This window comes from Acinetobacter sp. YH01004 (assembly GCF_013420455.1).
In the GTDB taxonomy this organism is placed as follows: Bacteria; Pseudomonadota; Gammaproteobacteria; order Pseudomonadales; family Moraxellaceae; genus Acinetobacter; species Acinetobacter towneri.
The window spans coordinates 71,024-91,370 of record NZ_VOXZ01000008.1 but is presented as its reverse complement, the minus strand read 5'-3'; the positions used below and the strand labels follow the sequence as shown (position 1 = coordinate 91,370).

The window sequence follows — 20,347 nt, the reverse complement described above, 5'->3', positions numbered from 1 at the left end:
ATTTACAGCTAACCCAATATATATTAGGCGGGAGTGGAAGATAAATTATATAACATAAATCATTATTTATATATGAGAACAAGTATCATTTAAGAAAAGATATCAGCCAATCATAAATAATGGGCTGATATTCTAATCAAAAAATTGATAAAAAAGTGGCTGAGTTACAATAAAACCTATTTTTTCACTTGTTCAAAACTTTTTAATTCTTTCTCACTAAATTCACTCGATGCAGCTAACAATTCGTGAATTTCTGGGTTATACCAAGCAAAGTATTCAGACATTTTGGCACTAAAAGTATCATCTAGGCTTATCTGCGCAGCATTGTGTTGCAACAAGGCTTGCTGATCTAAACTGCTGATAAAACTTTTTAAGGTGGCACTATCAAAATAATATGCAGACTTAAATTGTGCAGAATCTGCAGCGCGTTGTAATACGGTTTTGGTCATTTTTTCCAAAACTTTCAGATTTAAAGGGATGTGTGCGCTATAACGCTGCAAAAGCCCTTGAATCAATACGAAATTATTTAAACTTGGTTTTGCCAGTTCAGCTAAGGCATAGAGTTCATGCTGTGTAGCTGGGTTCGGCTGTAATTGCAGATTTGCTTCTGTAACCCAATTTTGCTGAATAAAGTACGCCACAATTTTTTCGATTTCTTGAGAAAGTTCTTGCGCCGTCCATGCCAAGAAAAACTCTTGCTTCAAATATGGATAAATCGCCTGCAGTTTTTGCATTAAATCTGCGCATGATAATGCTAAATTTTGTTCATTAAACTGCTGCACAATTAATGCTACACACGCAGGCAAAATAAAGCAGTGCAAAATATTATTGCTAAAATAGCTCAATAAGATTTTTTGGCTTTCTGCGACTCGAATCTGTTCTACACCATCTTGGTTATAACGCTCAACTTGTTTAAGTTTTAGCGCATATTCAATAATTTCTTGTGGATTTAAACCCGTAATAATCATACGTGGGTCGTAGCACAATTGTTTGAGCAAACGTCGATATTGTTCAATTCGGGTGAGTAGTTCATCTTGCGTCAATGCGTGCTGATCGGCATTTAATAAAATCAGAGAGATGAGGGCGATTGGGTTAATCACCACCGCTTTATTGATATTTTCCAAGATTGCATGCGCAGTATGATCTACCGTGTGAATCACAGAGGTCGGTAGTTCATCATTTATGTTCAGTTTTACATCGCGTGCTTGGTTGGCAGTTAAAACATCATCTAAAAATACAGGTTCGCCAAAGTTGACATAGACCTGACCAAAGACTTTTTCAATTTTACGGGCAGAGTTTAAAATACCCCATAAAGATTCGGCTTCTTTCGGTTTGCCGTTTAATTCATTTAAATAAGATGTGCCTTCAATCAGTTTTTCATAACCAAAATACGTTGGAATAAATGCAATTGGTTTGGTTGCTCCGCGTAAATGGCTTTGAATGGTCATCGACAACATGCCTTTTTTCGGCGGTAACAATAAACCTGTACGTGAGCGTCCACCTTCAATGAAGTATTCGAGTGGGGTGTTGCGTGACAATAAACTGTGTAAATATTCTTTAAATACCGAGGTGTATAATTCATTGCCGCTGAAAGTACGGCGAATAAAATACGCACCTGCACCACGCATTAATTGACCCACAATTGGTAAATTTAAATTAATACCTGCTGCAATATGCGGCACCATCAAGCCACGATTAAAAATCACATAAGACAGCAACAAATAGTCGATGTGGCTACGATGACAAGGGGTATAGACGATTTCATAGTCTTTGGCGAGTTCGCGTACCGTGTCAAAGTGATGCACTTCAATGCCATCATAGAGCTGTGTCCAAAGCTTGGTCAGTGCCAGTTCAGCAAAACGCAAAGTCGAATAAGAAAAGTCCGATACAATTTCAGTTAAATAGCTTTTAGCACGGTTTTCTGCTTCAAACATACTGACTTTTTGTTCGATACTTTCTTTACGAATAGCTTGTTGTACTGCTTCACTTTTCATCAACGCATGAATCAAATTACGGCGGTCAGATAAGTCTGGGCCTAAAATCGCTTCTTTGTGTTGATTAAAATTGTGTTCCAGATGTTGCTCAATAAAGTGCGCAGGCGATAAGTGTGGTTGTTGTTGTGTGGCTTGTTCAATAAGCTGACGTAAGGAAATTGCTTTATGAAACTCGATGTAGTTATCACGTGAATAGAGCGAAATATTAATGGTTTGTTTAAGCTTGTTTGGCGTAGACCATGCATCGGCAAATAATGCTTTAAACCAAGAGTCTTCGTATTCGGGTGAACGTCCCCAAAGTACAGTTACGGGAACTAACAACACATCATGTTCAGGATGTTGCTCTAAGGTTTCAATGAGTCGAATCAATTTAGCAGAGTAGTGATAAGCACTGTGCTGTGGGTTTTTCTCACGCAAGACCAAAATGGAATCGTCTTCCTGATGCTCGGCAATGTTTAAAGGCGCATACACAGAAGGTAAACCACGAGATTGCGTCTGCTGATCAATCAATACGGTATTGCTGAGAGAGGCATCTTGCAGCACATAACAAAATTGTGTTTTTTCAGAGCTTTGTGCAACACGATGTTCTAATTCTGCAGTCGTGCCTAATACTTGTGGCGTCACAATCTTATCTAAGATTTTTTTAGTGAAATTACGATAAAGCTGACTGTAACGTTTATTAGACATTGCATTCCCTACATTTTGTTATGTGTTGCTATTGTCAAAAAATAAATAGCAAATTTCAAACCCAAGTGCCGAGAAAATCGACAATTAAACTGAGGTCGTCATCTCTTTATTCTAATTCGCATTTTGTTGAAAGCTAATCATATTTTTGTATAAAACAATTTTCGTGAAACATCGGCAAAAATTTTATAAAAAGGTATGATAATTTAAATTTTGTTTATATAGATATAACTTAGGGAATAATCATGACCACAGATGCAGCTTTTTCAACACCAGCAAATTTAGGGATTGCCGTATATAGCAATAATGCAGAAGCGATTGGTAACACGCCATTGGTACGCATTAACCGTTTAATTTCTGGCGATGCAACGGTTTTAGCCAAAGTGGAAAGCCGTAACCCTGCATTTTCTGTGAAATGCCGTATTGGTGCTGCTTTAATTGCCGATGCTGAAAAACGTGGCGTGTTAAAAGCAGGTATGCATATTGTAGAACCGACCAGTGGTAATACAGGAATCGCTTTGGCATTTGTAGCTGCAGCAAAAGGTTATGAGATTACACTAACGATGCCTGCAAGCATGAGTATTGAGCGCCGTAAGGTGTTGAAAGCGTTGGGTGCAAATTTGGTGCTGACTGAGCCTGCAAAAGGTATGAAAGGCGCGGTGGATGAAGCAGAGCGTTTGGCAACCGAACATCCTGAAACTTATTATTTGCCGCAGCAGTTTAATAACCCTGCCAATCCGCAAATTCATGAAGAAACCACAGGCCCAGAAATTTGGGCAGCAACAGGCGGCAAGGTCGATATTCTTGTTGCAGGTGTAGGTACAGGCGGTACGATTTCTGGTATTTCGCGTTATTTCAAAAAGGTAAAAGGTCAGGCATTGCATACTGTTGCAGTCGAGCCTGCTGAATCTCCAATTATCGCTCAGGCCAAGCGTGGTGAAGCCATTACGCCTGCACCACATAAAATTCAGGGGATTGGCGCTAACTTTATTCCAAAAAACCTAGATTTAGATTTGGTGGATGAAGTGATTGCGATTGAAAGTGCTGAAGCAATTGACTGGGCGCGTAAAACAGCAACCCAAGAAGGTATTTTAGTCGGTATTTCAAGTGGTGCAGCAATGGCTGCTGCTGCAAAATTGGCGGCACGTCCTGAAAATGCAGATAAAAATATTGTGGTGATTTTACCTGACAGTGGTGAGCGTTATTTATCTTCAGTATTATTTGAAGATATTAGTGCAGAATGATGTGTCTTTAGACAGTCAAAAGAATTTGAAAAATCCCAAAGTTTGAACTTTGGGATTTTTTATTTAGAGAATAAATTTATGAGGTGAGTTAATACGTTCTGAAAAGCAAATTTCTTTCTACTTAGACGCTAATATTTAGCGGGATCAGCAATGAATCCAACGAAGCTAACTATGTAAAAATCAAACAATCGCAGATACTTTATCTGGCGTCATCAGTGCTTGATTAATATATAGCTTGATTAAGCGTTCACGTGACCCAATAGCTTTTTGATAATGGGTAGAATTGAGTAATAACGACGCACCATAAGTTACTGTCCAAATATAAGACAGATAATCACGGATCGACATCGCGCTGTTAAAGGACTCTAAATAGGCTTGGGTGATGTCCTTAATTTCTAAAATACGCTGCTCACGAATATCGTATAACTGTTCAAACAATTCATTTAGTTTACGTTCATTATTGGTTAAGCGTTCTTCAATCGAGTGCAGCAAAATCGTACGGTTGGAATTAAGCATGTTATACAGCATGTACTGCGAAACATAAGTTTGAAAGTTATGGTGATACTGTTTGGAAATATCCAATAAACGCTGTTCATTTAAAATAATTAACTCTAAATAGAGCTGATTTTTACTTTTGAAATATTTATAAATTGTGCCTTTGGCAATATCTAACTCTGCAGCCAACTCACTTAATGTAATATCATTATGATTTTCCAGTAATAAAACCTCAGCCATTGCCAAAATTTTCTCTTTACGACGTCGGAAATTTTCTTGGCGTAGAGTCGTCATCAATCAATATTCCAATTACAACCAATTAAGCATGTTGGAGTCTAGTGCAGTTTGAGCAACTTGAAAATAGCACCAAGGTCTTGAAAAGGTAAGTTTTAACGTATGTTCATCAGTGAACCAATGAATTTAAAAAATATCATGTGAAAAATAGCACAATCCATAAGCCAAATCGGTTGTCAATAAAACTGAACCAAACAGGTCATTTTAGTGAAATAAAATTGGATTTCTAAAACTTTTATTCTATTTTTCATAAGCAAGGCCTAAAAGTCTAAGATCAATCAAGCATAGCAATTCAGCACTTTGCGAGATTGCAATGCTCATCTTTTGATTTACATTTAACGTGAATTACTTGCTAACTCACAGGGATGTTATTTGTAATTTTAAAAAGCATGGCTTTTACGGTAATCACTTTAAAAAGACGGTAATAAGGGACTAAAAATGATTGTAATTGTAGATGCTGTACGTACCGCAATGGGCGGCTTTCAAGGTTCACTGGCAAGTTGTACAGCACCCGATTTAGGCGCGGTTGCAATTCAACACGCAGTTGCACGTGCAGGTTTAAGTGGGACTGACATTGATGAAGTAATTTTTGGTTGTGTATTGCCTGCAGGTTTGAAGCAAGGCCCTGCACGTCAGGCGATGCGTCAAGCGGGTTTACCCGATAGTACAGGTGCAACCACCATCAATAAAATTTGTGGCTCTGGCATGAAAGCTGTTATGCAGGCAGCCGATGCTATTCAGGCAGGTTCAGCGCAGATTGTGGTCGCTGGCGGTATGGAATCTATGTCGAATGCGCCGTATTTGCTAGATAAAGCACGTGCAGGTTTCCGTATGGGACACGGCAAAGTCACAGACCACATGTTTCAGGAAGGTTTAGAAGATGCTGAAACAGGCTTGTCGATGGGCGTGCTGGCGCAAGACATGGCAGACAAGAAAAACTATACCCGTGAGCAGCAGGATGAATACGCAATTCGCTCTTTAAACCGCGCGGTAGAAGCCATTCAAAACGGTTATTTTAAAAATGAAATCGTGCCTGTCACTGTTCATTCACGTAAAGGTGATGTGATTGTCGATCAGGATGAACAACCGTTAAATGCCAAAGTCGATAAAATTAGCAGTTTGCGTCCCGCATTTAAAAAAGATGGCACGATTACAGCCGCCAATGCCAGCTCTATTTCAGATGGCGCATCTGCTCTGGTGATTACATCAGATGTGGTTGCGGCAGAGCGTGGCTTAAAACCGCTTGCAAAAGTTGTGGCATACGCGACACATTCACAACATCCTTCTGAGTTTACTCTTGCTCCTGTAGGGGCGATTCAAAAAGTGCTAGATAAAGCAGGGTGGTCGGTTGCCGATGTAGATTTGTGGGAAATTAATGAAGCCTTTGCCATGGTAACCATGCTTGCGATAGATGCTTTTGATTTAGACCCTGCCAAAGTGAATATTCAGGGTGGTGCATGTGCTTTGGGGCATCCTCTAGGTTCTTCAGGTTCACGTATTATTGTGACGCTCATTCATGCATTGCAACGTATAGGCGCGAAAAAAGGCGTGGCATCTTTATGTATTGGCGGTGGTGAAGCCACAGCGATTGCGGTGGAGTTAGTTTAAGTCCAGCTCGTCTAACTGCAGATTCATCTATAAAAAATAGAGTTCTCGAAAGAACTCTATTTTTTTAACTTTTAACTTATTAACAATAACAATGAAGTTTTATGCTTGGATAAACTGCTTCACTGCTTGGTTAAATTCATTTGGCAATTCTACGTTAGAAATGTGCGATGCATTGATTTCAAACAATTGGCTATTGGCAATACGTTCAACCATAAATTGACCATCGACAACTGTTGTCACAGGGTCTTGCTGACCTGCAACCACTAAAACAGGCACAGTGATGTCTTTAAGTTGTTCACGTACATCCGCTTTAGCCAAAGCTTCGCAACAGCTCGCATAACCTTCGGCGCTGCCAGCTGCCAAGTCGTTTTGAAGATTGTTGACCACTGTCGCGTTGCTTTGGATAAAGGGTTCAGTAAACCAGCGTGATGCTGCAGTCGAAGCAATCGGTTGTAAACCTTGTTCACGTACCAATGCGGCACGGTCATTCCAAGCCTGTTCTTGACCAATTTTTGCCGCAGTATTACACACCACCACCTGATTAAAACGTTCAGGGCGATGAATCGCTAACCATTGACCTGTTAAACCGCCCATAGAAATACCACAGAATGCCGCTTTTTCAACATTTAAGTGATCGAGTAGATTTACAACATCTTGACCCAATTGATCAATGCTATATGGACCTTGCGGAGCTGATGATGCACCGTGACCACGTGTGTCGTAGCAAATTACAAAAAAGTCTTGCTGGAAAAAATCAATCTGTGCTTGCCACATTTTGAAGTTTGTACCCAGCGAGTTTGAAAAAATCAGTGCAGGTTTTGTAGCATCACCAAAAGTTTGGTAATTGATTTGCGCATCATTTGAGGTAAAAGTTGGCATTTTTTTTAAATCCTTAATCTTATAAATCCCCCTAAATCCCCCTTTATGAAAGGGGAACTTTTAATGAGGATTAAACACGTTCAATAATCAAAGCAATACCTTGACCAACACCGATACACATTGAACATAAACCGTATTTACCGCCAGTTTGTTCAAGTTGGTTCAGTGCTGTAGTGACTAAACGCGCACCAGATGCACCAAGTGGGTGACCTAAAGCAATTGCACCACCGTTTGGATTGACTTTCTCTGAACCATCTTCAATGCCTAAGTCACGAGTACATGCTAATGCTTGTGCAGCAAAGGCTTCGTTCAGTTCAATCACGTCCATTTGTTCAATGGTCAAACCTGTTTGTGCCAACAATTTTTTGATTGCAGGCGCAGGACCAAAGCCCATAATACGTGGTTCAACACCAACAACAGTTGAAGCAATGATTTTGGCACGTGGTTTTAAGCCGTGTTGTGCAACCGCTTCTTCAGAAGCAATCAGTAGGGCAGCCGCACCATCGTTAATACCTGACGCGTTACCTGCAGTCACAGTACCGTCTGCTTTTACCACTGGCTTTAATTTTGCCAATGCTTCTGCTGTGGTTGATGCACGTGGATGTTCGTCTGCAGCAACAACGACAGGCTCGCCTTTACGTTGTGGAATTTCCACTGCAATAATTTCTTTGTCAAAGAAACCGCGTGCTTGTGCAGCAGCAGTACGTTGTTGGCTGGTTAGAGCAAACAAGTCTTGATCGGCACGGTTAATATTGAACTGTTCCGCTACATTTTCAGCAGTTTGCGGCATAGTTTCTACGCCGTACATTTCTTTGAGTTTCGGGTTAATGAAACGCCAGCCCATTGTGGTGTCTTCAATTTTTTGACTACGACCATAAGCAGATTCTGATTTACCCATCACAAATGGAGCACGGCTCATTGATTCAACACCACCTGCAATAATCAGGTTTGCTTCACCTGCTTTAATTGCACGTGCGGCCATTGCAATTGCGTCTAGCGATGAACCACATAAACGGTTTACAGTGGTTGCTGGCACTTGGTACGGTAAACCTGCTAAAAGTGCAGACATACGACCCACGTTACGGTTGTCTTCACCTGCTTGGTTGGCACAGCCGTAAATCACGTCATCAACTTGTTCCCAGTTTACAGATGGATTGCGTTGCATAAGTGCTTTGATCGGTAATGCGCCTAAGTCATCAGCACGGACTGGAGCTAAACCACCTGCATAACGACCAAATGGGGTACGGATGGCATCGACGATATATGCGTTTTTCATATTTTATTTTCCAAATATCTTAATCTCTCCCAACCTCCCTTTAAAAAAGGGAGGAGATTCCCACCTAAAATTACTTGATGGAAGTCCCCCTTTGAAAAAGGGGGATTTAGGGGGATTAAAAATTATATTTAAAGACGATTAAGCCTGAGTCGCATCAATCAGCTTTGCACCAGTCAATGACTGTAATTCCTCAAAGCTCAAGCCTTCAACTTTTTCAAGAACTTTCATGCCTTCAGGAGTTACGTCAATCACACATAAGTCAGTGTAAATGCGGTCTACACATTTCAAGCCAGTTGCTGGGTAAGTCAATTCAGCCACGATTTTTGGTTCACCTTTTTTGGTGACGTGATCGGTTGTGATAAAGACTTTTTTCGCACCAACGGCTAAGTCCATTGCGCCACCAACAGCAGGAATCGCATCTGGCGCACCTGTGTGCCAGTTTGCCAAGTCGCCATTTTCAGCCACTTGGAATGCACCCAATACTGCGATGTCTAAGTGACCGCCACGCATCATGGCAAAAGAGTCACCATGATGGAAGAATGAGCCGCCTGTTAGCATGGTCACGAATTCTTTACCTGCGTTGATTAACTCAGGGTCTTCTTCACCTGCAGGAGGTGGTGGACCGAAAGCCAATAAACCGTTTTCAGAGTGTAAGAATACGTCTTTGTCTGAAGGCAGGTAGTTTGAAATTTTAGTTGGTAAGCCAATGCCGAGGTTGACATAAGCACCGTCTGGAATGTCTTGTGCCACACGTTCAGCGATTTGATCACGTGTTAATTTGGTATAGCTCATGATGTTCTCCTTCACGTGACAGTTATGCAGATTGTTCAGGTTGTTTTGCGCCAACGGCAACAACGTGCTGAACGAAAATACCCGGAGTGATGATGTGTTCAGGATCTAACGCGCCTAACTCAACCACTTCAGAAACCTGTGCAATTGTCACATCGGCAGCCATCGCCATGATTGGGCCAAAGTTACGTGCAGATTTACGGTACACCAAGTTACCCCAACGGTCGCCTTGCTGTGCTTTAATTAAAGCAAAGTCTGCGCGGATTGGGTTTTCTAGTACGTAGTCTTTACCTTCATAATTTAAGATTGGTTTGCCTTCTGCAAGTAAAGTACCAAAACCTGTAGGGGTATAGATTGGACCTAGACCCATACCTGCAGCCTGAATACGGCATGCCAAGTTACCTTGCGGCACCAGTTCAAGCTCGATTTTGCCTGCGCGGTAAAGTTCATCAAATACCCAAGAGTCAGACTGACGTGGGAATGAACAGATAATTTTACGTACCGCGCCAGCTTTTAGCAGTTTCGCTAAACCGTAGTCACCATTACCTGCGTTGTTGTTTACAATAATTAAATCTTTGATGCCAAGTTCAATCAAACCATCAATGAGTTCCGCTGGCTGACCTGCGGTACCAAAACCACCAATCATGATGGTTGAACCATCTTTAATTTGCGAAAGGACTTCTGTTAAAGAAGTTTGACTTTTATCAATCATAATGTGTCCTAGACAATTGCCTGTCCATTAACTTTTGGAACTTTGAGTTGAAGGTAGGGGTGCTGCTGAGTTGTCGCGTTTGGTTAATACCCAATGTGCGATCAAACCAATACAGATGCCCCAAAATACAGAACTTAGCCCTAAAAACTGCATGCCAGAGGCAGTTGCTAAAAAGGTGATGAGGGCTGCATCACGCTGTGATTCTTTACTCATTGCAACTGAAATATTGGTGGCAATTGCACCCAAAAGTGCAAGTCCAGCCAAAGCTGCAATCAGTTCTTTGGGCAATAGGCTAAATAGCATGACGATGCTACCCGCAAATAACCCACCTAAAATATAGAAAATACCGTTTGCAACACCTGCAATATATCGCTTTTCTTTCAGTTCGTGCGCATCTTTACCTAAGCATAATGCTGCAGTAATAGAGGCAAGTACAATGGTAATTCCTCCCACACACGCAACGGCAAGAGAAGCGATACTGGTCGCACTAATAATAGGCTTAGCAGGCATGTCATAACCGCTAATTTTAATAATTGCCATACCCGGTAAAAACTGCCCAGACAAGCTGACTAAAATTAAAGGTAATGCCAAGTTTAAGGTTGAATTCCACGTCCATTCAGGTGCAATAAACTGTGGAATTGCCAAACTAAAATTGGTGGTGACAGGGTTAATTTTACCGAGCATTAAGCTGAGTATAATGCCTGCAGCAAGCACCCAAATCATGGCATAACGTGGACTAAAACGCTTTGCCAATAAAAATACCGCTAGCATCCCAAATACAATGTATGGCAGGGTATCGGTTGCAGTAAATAAGCCTAAGCCAAATTGAACCAAAATACCTGCCATCATGCCTGCTGCGACTTCTTGCGGAATCCAAGACAGGAGTTTGTCAAAATAACCTGTGATTCCAATCAAAAAAATCACCACAGCAGAGGTGATGTAGGCTGCAACTGCTTCATTCAGGGTAATATCGGGAAACAGTGTGACCAGCAATGCGGTACCGGGTGCAGACCAAGCGGTGACCACAGGCACTTTGTATTTAATGGACAAAAAGATACCTGCGACAGCAGCACCAATAGAAATTCCCCAAATCCATGAAATCATCATGTCTGGGGAAACTTGGGCTTGCTGTGCCGCTTGGAAAAAGATGATCAATGGCCCTGAATAGGAGATCAGCACTGCTAAGAATCCTGCAACAGTGGCTGAAATTGACCAGTCATTTTTTAAAGTTTGGAACAGGTGACTCATTGACGATTTGCCTCCTTGCGTCAAGCAATGATCCTGTTGAAGTTGGTCATGATCTTGGCTTAGCCCTGATCACCACCACCTACAGGTACAACGGTACCTGTCATGTACGATGACTCATCAGAAGCAAGGAACAGAATCGCATTCACTTGTTCCTGAATGGTGCCATAGCGACCCAAGAAGGTACGATCAATGGTTTGATCGACCACTTGTTGCATCCACTCTTTTTCAGATTCTGAAAGTGGGTTGGCATTACGTGGCACTTTACGTGGTGGCGCTTCTGTACCGCCAGTTGCAATAGCATTCACACGAATACCATCTTTGGCATGTTCAAAGGCGAGGGAAGCGGTTAAACCGTTTACACCACCTTTAGACGCCGAATATGGCACGCGGTTAATACCACGTGTTGCAATTGAAGATACGTTTACAATGGTACCTTTCTGGTTTTTCACCATTTCAGGCAATACTGCGCGGCAGCACCACATAGTAGGGAACAATGAACGATTCACTTCTTTGATAATTTCTTCTTCAGAAAATTCTTCAAAAGGTTTCATCCAAATTGCACCGCCTACGTTGTTGATGAGCACATCAACACGACCATAGGTTTCAAGTGCTTTAGCAACCACAGATTCTGCACCTGCAAAAGTTTCAAGATTGGCTTTTACAGTAACAGCATCGCCACCAAGCTCTTCAATTTCAGCTAACACTTCTTCTACATAGGGAGAAAGGTCTGCCATAACCACTTGGGCACCTTCACTTGCCACTTGTAAAGCCACACCGCGACCAATGCCTTGAGCGGCACCAGTCACGATTACAACTTTGTTTTCAAATCTTTTTGTGCGATTCATTGTATTCTCCGACTATGTTTCTAGACTGTATAACAAACTTAGTTGGCAGAGAATTTTTCAAATAGGAAGCTTGCAGGTTTAACACCTTCTGCATCTAACCAGCCACGTACCGCTTCTACCATTGGCACTGGACCACATAGGTAGATGTCTACATCACCACCGTTGAGCCATTCGTTTTCGATATGGCCAGTCACGTAACCTTTACGCTCGTGTGCAGATTCTGGATTTGCCACTACAGTGCGGTACTCGAACCAAGAGAATTTTTCTTGTAGTTCGTTTAATTTTTCAATTGCAACCAAGTCAAAGTCATTGGTCACACCAAAAACTAAACGTACAGGGTGCTCAGAACCTTTTTCTTCAAGTACTTGCAGCATAGACATAAATGGTGCAATACCTGTACCACCTGCTAACATCACTACAGGGCGTGCTACATTACGTAAGTAGAAGCTACCAAATGGACCCGTAAAGGTCATTTTGTCGCCAGCTTTGGCATTTTGGCTTAAGAATTCGCTCATTTTGCCGTTTGGTACGTTACGTACTACAAAACCAGTTAAGCGGTTACCTGGCTTAGAGCTGAAAGAATATGAACGGGTTTCTGTTGTACCAGGAATACCCACATTCACGTATTGACCTGCAAGGAAGTGAATGTCTGGTTGACCTTCATCTAACTGAATGTCAAAAGTAATGGTCGAGTCAGATAAGTTTTCGACACGAGCCAAAGTACCTTCAAATGCATGAATTTCAGTTTTACATACATCAGAAGTTGCTTGAATTTGGAATACTGCGTCAGAAGTTGGTTTACATTGGCATGCAAGAATGTAGCCTTGTTCAGCTTCTTCTGGTGTCAATGCATCTTCAATATAAGTTTCTTCAGGCATGTCATACGAACCTGATTCACAAAACGCACGGCACGTTCCACATGCACCGTCACGGCAGTCCAAAGGAATATTGATCTTTTGACGGTAAGCTGCGTCTGACAGTGTTTCACCATCTGTAACAGAAATAAAACGTGTAACGCCATCTTCAAATTGAAGTGCAACATTGTGGTTTGACATGGCTGAATATCCTATATAAATCTTTGAAACTAGACCTTTCAGCCAAGATTCCATCTGGCTGAAAGGTTTTTACCTTGCTGTAAATGAATACAGTCTTAGAGGTGGTAGATATCGATTACTTGGTTGATGTAATCGTTTTTCAGCACCACGTACTTGCTTAAAATTTGCGGTTTGTCGCCAGAAAAATCGATTTCATAGCGTGACATACCAAAGTAGCTGTAGTTAGTTTTGTAACGGAAACTTAAAGTGTTCCAGTTAAAACGTACAGTGACTTTATCGCCATCACGTTCAACAATTTCAATGTTGCTGATGTTGTGGCTTGTGCGTGTATCTGGCATGGTTGCAGATGAACGCTCAGTTTTGATACGGAACACACGGTCTTCTAAACCTTGACGGTCTGGATAGTAAATCAAAGATATTTCAGACTGTGGATCTGTGGTTAATTGGTCATCGTCATCCCAAGCTGGCATCCAGAAAGAAGCAGTAGGAGCGTAGCACTGTAACCACTCATCCCATTGCTCATCATCTAAAAAGCGAGCTTCTTGATAAAGGAACTGCGCAACTTTTTCTAAAGTGATGTCGCTCATGCGTTTTCTCCTTCAGTAGATGCCGCAATTTCTTTTTCAGTTGCGATGCCTTGTTTGATGAGTTCTAACCAGTGTTGGTGCTGAGCAAGGTATAAACCTTCGTCTTCAGTTTTAATACCAGACAGTTTTGGTTTTAAACCAATTTCGTTGGCTGCATCGTCTGGACCTTGGATCCAATGCTTAGAGCCACGGCACATATCGTTCCACTCAAGTGCGATACCTGCGTAACCTGCTTGACATGCACGGAATTCTTCAAGATCGTCTGGGGTTGCCATACCTGATGCGTTAAAGAAATCTTCGTATTGACGGATACGGCGTGCGCGTGCTTCTGGCTCTTCACCTACAGGTGCGATACAGTAAATTGTCACTTCAGTCTTATCTACAGACAGCGGACGTAACACACGAATTTGTGAACCGAACTGATCCATGAAGTACACGTTTGGATAGATACACAAGTTACGTGAACGTTCGATCATCCATTTCGCCATTGCTTCACCGTATTGCTCGGTGTATTCATCTTTCTTGGCAAAGTTAGGACGGTCTTCTGGGTTTGCCCATTGTGTCCAAAGTAGCATGTGACCATTTTCAAAGCCGTAAGAACCACCGCCTTGTTTGCCCCATGAACCTGCGCTCATAGCACGAATGTTGTCACCAGCTTCTTTTTCTTTACGTTGCTGAGTTGTTGCAGCGTAGTTCCAGTGTACTGCTGACACGTGGTAACCATCGGCACCGTTTTCAGCAGTTAACTTCCAGTTACCTTCATAGGTGTAAGTTGAAGAACCACGTAAAACTTCAAGACCTTGTTGTGATTGACCTACAATCATGTCAATGATTTTAGTTGCTTCACCTAGGTATTCTTCTAAAGAAGGAACATCTGGGTTTAAGCTACCAAACAAGAAACCTTTATAGCTTTCAAAACGGGCAACTTTTTTCAAGTCGTGTGAACCGTCTTTGTTGAAGCAATCTGAATAACCCGCATCGGCAGGGTCTTTCACTTTTAACAACTTACCAGAGTTGTTGAAAGTCCAACCGTGGAATGGGCAAGTATAAGTTGCTTTGTTACCACGCTTGTAACGACATAACTGTGCACCACGGTGTGAACACGCATTGATCATGGCATTTAATTCACCATTGCGGTTACGTGCAATGATGATTGGCTGACGGCCAATGTAAGTGGTGTAGTAGTCATTGTTGTTTGGAATTTGGCTTTCGTGTGCCAAATAAACCCAGTTGCCTTCAAAAATGTATTTCATTTCTAGGTCAAACAGGGCTTGGTCTGTGAATACTGAACGGTGTAGTTTAAATTCACCAGATTCAAAATCATCAACCAATAGCTCATCAATGCGGTCTAAGTGGCTGGTGTTAATTACAGGAATACGAGGCATGTCCTTTCTCCGACTTTCCAAGGAGGGGAAGTCATCGGGATGAATCTAATGATTACATCCCGATTCCATTCAAATTATGCGCTTGCGCGGCGACGTTCAACTTCAGTAGAAGGAGCGCCTTCTTTATCTTTCTGAAGAATAACGTTGAATTGGATGTATTTGAAAGGACCTTTCAAACCACGACGTGCGATTTCAGCTTCGTCAGTTACGTCTACAGCTTCAGCAACTAGACCTTCACGAGTACCGAATGCGAAGTCGTCCCAAAGGTATTTATCACCTTCGATGTTGAACTGAGTCGTAAGCTTACGGTAGCCAGGTGCAGAGATGAAGTAGTGCACGTGAGCTGGACGTTGACCGTGACGAGAGATTTGGTTCAATACACCTTGAAGTGGACCTTCAGGGTTTAAGCCATAACCTACAGGCATAGTTGTTTGAGCAACATATTGACCTTTTTCGTCAGCTAAGATTGAGCGACGTAGGTTGAAGTGGCTTTGTGACTTATCAAAGAATGAATAGTTACCGTGGCTGTTTGCATGCCATACTTCAACTTTAGCACCAGGAATGATGTTGCCGTCAGTGTCAGTTACTGTACCGTCAATGATTAAAGTCGGGATTTTGCCTTCTTCAGAACCATCGTCCATACGAGCAAAACCAGTAGATTCAGGCGCACCTGCAACATACAATGGACCTTCAATTGTACGTGGCGTACCACCAGTCAAGCCTGCTTTCGCGTCAGCTTCGTCAGCACGTAAGTCTAGGAAGTGTTCAAGACCTACAGCAGAACCCATCAATGCAAACTCATCAGCTTTTGCAATATCAATGATAGTTTCAATACCTTTCCAAACTTCTGATTGGCTTAAATCTAAGTCTTCAATCGCTTGGAATAAATCTGTAACTAAACGAACAAGTACCTGTTGTACACGTGCATTTACTGGACCTTCTGAAGTGTCCACGTTACAAGCTTTAACTACATTTTCAATGGTTTGACGATCCATTTTGTTACTCCTTAGGGGTGTGCGCTGTGGTGGCGAATATCTCTGGACTAAAAACGAGATAATTGGCTGCCACTTTCCTTGTTTACTTGGTTTGCTAAATGTTTACTTTGGTGCTGGAGTAAGGTGCTTACTCCAGTTTCCGAATTAAATCAGGTGTCATCTTCACGAATTGATGAAGGGTGGCGGTTCAATGCCATCACTTCAATATTCATGTAAGGGTAGAGCGGAAGACCTTGCAGAATGTTGTGCAGTTCTTCATTGCTCTCAACATCAAAAATACTGATGTTTGAATACTGGCCAGTAATACGCCAAATATGACGCCATTTACCTTGACGCTGTAATTCCTGCGAATATGCTTTTTCAACGGCTTTAATTTCGTTAGCAGTTTCTGCTGGCATATCCAATGGAATGTTTACATCCATACGTACGTGGAAAAGCATGGGTTTCTCCTAATTACTGACGACGCAAGTTGTCAATTTTGTCTTCATCCAACTCAATACCTAAACCTGCACCTGTTGGAAGGTGTAATTCAAAGTCTTGGTACTGAAGTGGAGTTTTTAAAATTTCTTCGGTCAGCAATAACGGACCAAATAATTCTGTGCCATAAGCTAAATTCTGGAAGGTCGAGAACACATGCGCAGATGCAATCGTGCCGACAGGGCCTTCAAGCATTGTGCCGCCATATAGGTCGATGCCTGCCAACTGTGCAATTGTTGCAACTTCACAACCTTCGATTAGACCCGCAGATTGGGCAACTTTAACTGCAAATACAGATGCAGCATTACGTTTTGCCAATTGATAAGCGCTTTGTGGGCCCATCAATGATTCATCTGCCATGATGGCAATATCAAATTTACGTGTTAAACGCTCCATGGCATCAATGTTGTCAATTGCACATGGTTGTTCAATTAAATCGACACCACCATCTTGTAAAAGCTGGATGCCTTTAATTGCTTCAAGTTCTGACCAAGCACGGTTTACGTCTACACGAATAGAAACGTCTTTACCCAATGCTTGTTTGATTGCCAATACGTGTTCTACATCTTGCTCTACTGGGCGTGAACCGATTTTGAGCTTGAATGTGTTGTGGCGTTTAGCCGCAATCATTTTTTGTGCTTCAGCGATGTCTTTTTCTGTATCGCCAGATGCAAGTACCCATAACACAGGAACCGAGTTGCGTAGGCGACCACCTAAAATTTCACTTAAAGGTTGGTTTAAGCGCTGCGCTTGAATATCTAATAAAGCAGTTTGAATGGCACATTTCGCGAAACGGTTGCCATTGATATTCTTTTTAATGACCTGTAAAGTTTGCGCAACATTCAAGCCAGCTAAAGTTTTTAGCAATGATGCGAAATATGTTTCGATATTGGTTTTTACGCTTTCTGGGCTTTCTTCACCATAGCCCAAGCCGCCAATCGTGGTTGCTTCGCCCCAGCCAACAAAACCATCTTCAGTGGTGATTTTGACTAATACAAGGGTTTGGGTTTGCATGGTTGCAACCGCCATCTTGTGTGGACGGATGGTTGGTATTTCCACCAGCAAAGTTTCTACTGACTTATACATGGTTTGCCCTTCATATCATTGCTTTATTACAGTTATGTGATATACCTTAAAAGAATAAATTGCATTGGTCGAAGATCAAATATGCATTTTTTTATACTTAAAAGGTATTTTGAGCTATGGAACTCAGACATTTACGTTATTTTGTTGCTGTTGTAGAAGAGCAAAGTTTCACCAAGGCAGCAGAAAAACTCTTTATTGCTCAACCACCTTTGAGCAGACAGATCCAAAATTTAGAACAAGAGCTTGGAATTCAACTATTTGAGCGTGGAAGTAGACCGCTTAAGACCACCGAAGCAGGCCAATTCTTTTACCAACATGCCGTTAAACTTTTGTCTAATGCGGAAGAAATCAAGTCGATGACAAAACGTGTCGGTATTGCTGGTCGTACTGTGACTATTGGCTTCGTTGGTTCTTTATTGTTCGGATTATTGTCAAGAATTGTGTATTTGTTTAAGCAGCAGCATCCGCATTTAAAAATAGAAATGGTGGAAATGACCACCAATGACCAAATTCAGGCACTTAAAGAAGGGCGCATAGATGTTGGATTTGGACGCTTAAGAATTTCTGATCCTGCAGTTAAACGTATCTTATTACGTGAAGAACGCTTGATGGTTGCAGTACATTCGAGCCACCCATTTGCGGCACAAAAAGAAGGTGTATATTTGGCGGATGTTGTTGATCAACAAGTATTTTTATATCCAAATCACAACAAGCCAAACTTCTCTACCCAAATTCGTGGCGTGTTTTCTGAGTATGGTTTAGAACCTCGCAAAATTCGTGAAGTGCGTGAATTACAATTGGCGTTGGGTTTTGTTGCTGCAGGTGAGGGCTTGTGTATCGTGCCAGAAAGCGCACAAAGTATTCATTTGGCACATTTGCACTTTATACCTTTATTAGATGACTCGGCTGTAAGTCCTGTGTTTATGGCAATTCGTAATATGGATGAAAGTGAAGACATTCGATCTTTGTTTGACTGCATTTATCAAGTTTATGATTTGGAAGCATTTACTTATGATCGCAATGTATTCTAGTAAAGCCATATAAAACAAATATTTATAACTATATTTTTTATATAAAAGCACAGATATTTTTAACAAAATACTGTTATGTGAATTGCCTGAAAAAACTTTTTTAAGCATCACATTACAGTATTTTTTTCGCCTTGTTATTTTTATCTATTTTAAAATCAATATCTTACAAATTATAGACTTTTTAGGTATGTATCCATGCCTATTCAGTTTTGGACAAATTTTAACTTATTATTCATTGTGTGCATCTGAGTTGGAGTAACGGACTTCACAATTAGGAGGTGAAGCAAGATGCAAAGCAATAAAATTAATATTAATACCTTGATTGACGAGGCCAAGTTCACGCCATTCCATTGGGGCGTATTGTTTTGGTGTTTGATGATCATTATTTTTGACGGTTACGATTTGGTCATTTATGGGGTTGCATTACCATTACTTATGCAAGAGTGGGCGCTCAGTGCGGTACAAGCAGGTTTACTGGCCAGTACGGCATTGTTTGGCATGATGTTTGGTGCCATGACCTTCGGTACGTTATCGGACAAGTTGGGTCGTAAAAAAACCATTATGATCTGTGTGGCTATTTTTAGTGGCTTTACCTTCTTTGGCGCATTTGCGACTAACCCTGTTGAATTTGGTATTTTACGTTTCCTTGCAGGCTTAGGTATTGGCGGTGTAATGCCAAACGTAGTGGCATTAATGACTGAATATGCGCCAAAGCGTATTCGTAGTACTTTAGTTGCACTTATGTTCAGTGGTTATGCGATTGGTGGTATGACATCAGCATTGTTGGGTGCATGGTTAGTGCCAGAGTTTGGTTGGAAAATCATGTTTTACATCGCAATTATTCCATTGGTGGCTTTACCATTAATTTGGAAATTCTTGCCTGAGTCACTCATGTATTTGACCAACAAGAAAGAAATTGAGCAAACCCGTAGTATTGTGCAAAAAATTTCACCAAGCCAACAATTAAATGGTGACACTGAGTTTGTACTGAATGAAGTGACTAAAGGCGATGAAGCACCTGTAAAAGCATTGTTCCAGCAAGGCCGTATGTTCAGTACGTTCATGTTCTGGATCGCATTCTTCATGTGCTTGTTAATGGTTTATGCTTTGGGCAGCTGGTTACCAAAATTAATGATCCAAGCGGGTTATTCATTGGGTGCAAGTATGATCTTCTTATTCGCACTGAATATTGGTGGCATGATTGGCGCAATTGGTGGTGGTGCATTGGCTGACCGCTTCCATATCAAAAAAGTACTCACCATTATGTTTATCTGTGGTGCAGCAGCATTAATTCTGCTTGGCTTTAACAGTCCACAAATTGTGTTGTACACCTTAATTGCAGTTGCTGGGGCAGCAACCATTGGTTCACAAATCTTACTTTATACTTTCGTCGCACAATATTACCCATCTACTGTACGTTCTACAGGTATGGGCTGGGCGTCAGGTATTGGTCGCATCGGTGCAATCGTTGGGCCAGTACTCACAGGTGCACTATTAACCATGAATTTACCGCACCAAATGAACTTCTTTGCTATTGCGATTCCAGGTGTAATTGCTGCCTTAGCAATCTTCATGGTGAATTTAAAAACGTCTGTAGAAGCTAAAGCCGCTGCGGAGCCTGCTGTAGAAAGCAATCCAGTCGCACAAAAAGCAACCCAATAAT

At 41.5% G+C, this 20,347-nt stretch carries 18 protein-coding genes; 4 read left to right on the top strand and 14 right to left on the bottom strand.

Going from position 1 to position 20,347, the window contains the following annotated elements; all coding sequences use genetic code 11:
- Positions 1–176: 176 nt before the first annotated feature.
- Positions 177–2,681, bottom strand: a complete 2,505-nt coding sequence (plsB, locus tag FTT71_RS07595; protein WP_004973503.1) for a glycerol-3-phosphate 1-O-acyltransferase PlsB — start codon at positions 2,679–2,681, stop codon at positions 177–179.
- 242 nt (positions 2,682–2,923) lie between these two features.
- Between plsB and cysK the strand changes: the two genes are divergently transcribed.
- Entirely contained in the window at positions 2,924–3,922 is a 999-nt protein-coding gene (gene cysK / locus FTT71_RS07590) for a cysteine synthase A (RefSeq protein ID WP_179988979.1), read from the top strand.
- Between the two features lie 180 nt (positions 3,923–4,102).
- Here cysK and FTT71_RS07585 read toward each other — a convergent pair whose 3' ends face one another.
- Complete coding sequence (locus FTT71_RS07585; RefSeq protein ID WP_004973506.1) at positions 4,103–4,711, bottom strand: TetR/AcrR family transcriptional regulator; 609 nt, start codon at positions 4,709–4,711, stop codon at positions 4,103–4,105.
- A 438-nt stretch (positions 4,712–5,149) separates the two neighbouring features.
- Between FTT71_RS07585 and FTT71_RS07580 the strand changes: the two genes are divergently transcribed.
- The gene (locus FTT71_RS07580) at positions 5,150–6,319 is read left to right on the top strand and encodes a thiolase family protein (RefSeq protein ID WP_096901606.1); all 1,170 of its coding nucleotides are present in this window, start codon (positions 5,150–5,152) and stop codon (positions 6,317–6,319) included.
- Between the two features lie 99 nt (positions 6,320–6,418).
- Here the strand turns inward: FTT71_RS07580 and pcaD are convergent, their stop codons facing one another.
- From pcaD to FTT71_RS07520, 12 genes are all read right to left on the bottom strand, one after another.
- Positions 6,419–7,198 carry a 3-oxoadipate enol-lactonase gene (pcaD, locus tag FTT71_RS07575; protein WP_096901607.1) on the bottom strand — a complete coding sequence of 260 codons (780 nt, stop codon included), beginning with the start codon at positions 7,196–7,198 and terminating at the stop codon, positions 6,419–6,421.
- A 70-nt stretch (positions 7,199–7,268) separates the two neighbouring features.
- Positions 7,269–8,474: a 3-oxoadipyl-CoA thiolase gene (gene pcaF / locus FTT71_RS07570; protein WP_070155120.1), complete on the bottom strand. Its 1,206-nt coding sequence runs from the start codon at positions 8,472–8,474 to the stop codon at positions 7,269–7,271.
- A 138-nt stretch (positions 8,475–8,612) separates the two neighbouring features.
- Entirely contained in the window at positions 8,613–9,266 is a 654-nt protein-coding gene (locus tag FTT71_RS07565; protein ID WP_104851987.1) for a 3-oxoacid CoA-transferase subunit B, read from the bottom strand.
- Positions 9,267–9,288: 22 nt separating this feature from the next.
- On the bottom strand, positions 9,289–9,975 hold the full coding sequence (locus tag FTT71_RS07560; RefSeq protein WP_180009200.1) for a 3-oxoacid CoA-transferase subunit A: 687 nt from the start codon (positions 9,973–9,975) through the stop codon (positions 9,289–9,291).
- A 27-nt stretch (positions 9,976–10,002) separates the two neighbouring features.
- On the bottom strand, positions 10,003–11,223 hold the full coding sequence (gene benE / locus FTT71_RS07555; protein WP_004973520.1) for a benzoate/H(+) symporter BenE: 1,221 nt from the start codon (positions 11,221–11,223) through the stop codon (positions 10,003–10,005).
- Between the two features lie 59 nt (positions 11,224–11,282).
- Positions 11,283–12,068 (bottom strand): benzoate diol dehydrogenase BenD, encoded by a 786-nt coding sequence (benD, locus tag FTT71_RS07550; RefSeq protein ID WP_131261939.1) that lies wholly within the window; start codon positions 12,066–12,068, stop codon positions 11,283–11,285.
- Positions 12,069–12,106: 38 nt separating this feature from the next.
- A complete protein-coding gene (gene benC, locus FTT71_RS07545) occupies positions 12,107–13,123 on the bottom strand; it encodes a benzoate 1,2-dioxygenase electron transfer component BenC (protein WP_019837573.1) in 1,017 nt (338 codons plus the stop codon).
- A gap of 95 nt (positions 13,124–13,218) precedes the next feature.
- Positions 13,219–13,710, bottom strand: a complete 492-nt coding sequence (benB, locus tag FTT71_RS07540; RefSeq protein ID WP_154320736.1) for a benzoate 1,2-dioxygenase small subunit — start codon at positions 13,708–13,710, stop codon at positions 13,219–13,221.
- Complete coding sequence (gene benA / locus FTT71_RS07535; protein WP_180005949.1) at positions 13,707–15,095, bottom strand: benzoate 1,2-dioxygenase large subunit; 1,389 nt, start codon at positions 15,093–15,095, stop codon at positions 13,707–13,709. The genes benB and benA overlap by 4 nt, the downstream gene beginning before the upstream one ends.
- A 74-nt stretch (positions 15,096–15,169) precedes the next feature.
- Positions 15,170–16,090, bottom strand: a complete 921-nt coding sequence (catA, locus tag FTT71_RS07530) for a catechol 1,2-dioxygenase (protein WP_180060056.1) — start codon at positions 16,088–16,090, stop codon at positions 15,170–15,172.
- A gap of 149 nt (positions 16,091–16,239) precedes the next feature.
- Positions 16,240–16,530, bottom strand: coding sequence for a muconolactone Delta-isomerase (gene catC, locus FTT71_RS07525; protein WP_096901615.1), 291 nt, complete (start codon positions 16,528–16,530; stop codon positions 16,240–16,242).
- Between the two features lie 13 nt (positions 16,531–16,543).
- Positions 16,544–17,653 (bottom strand): muconate/chloromuconate family cycloisomerase, encoded by a 1,110-nt coding sequence (locus FTT71_RS07520; protein ID WP_004973532.1) that lies wholly within the window; start codon positions 17,651–17,653, stop codon positions 16,544–16,546.
- Positions 17,654–17,769: 116 nt separating this feature from the next.
- Here FTT71_RS07520 and FTT71_RS07515 point away from each other — a divergent pair, with 116 nt between their 5' ends.
- Together FTT71_RS07515 and FTT71_RS07510 are read left to right on the top strand one after the other, a co-directional pair.
- A complete protein-coding gene (locus FTT71_RS07515) occupies positions 17,770–18,684 on the top strand; it encodes a LysR family transcriptional regulator (protein WP_179988978.1) in 915 nt (304 codons plus the stop codon).
- Between the two features lie 288 nt (positions 18,685–18,972).
- Complete coding sequence (locus tag FTT71_RS07510) at positions 18,973–20,346, top strand: MFS transporter (protein WP_163145796.1); 1,374 nt, start codon at positions 18,973–18,975, stop codon at positions 20,344–20,346.
- The last annotated feature ends 1 nt before the right edge of the window (position 20,347 follow it).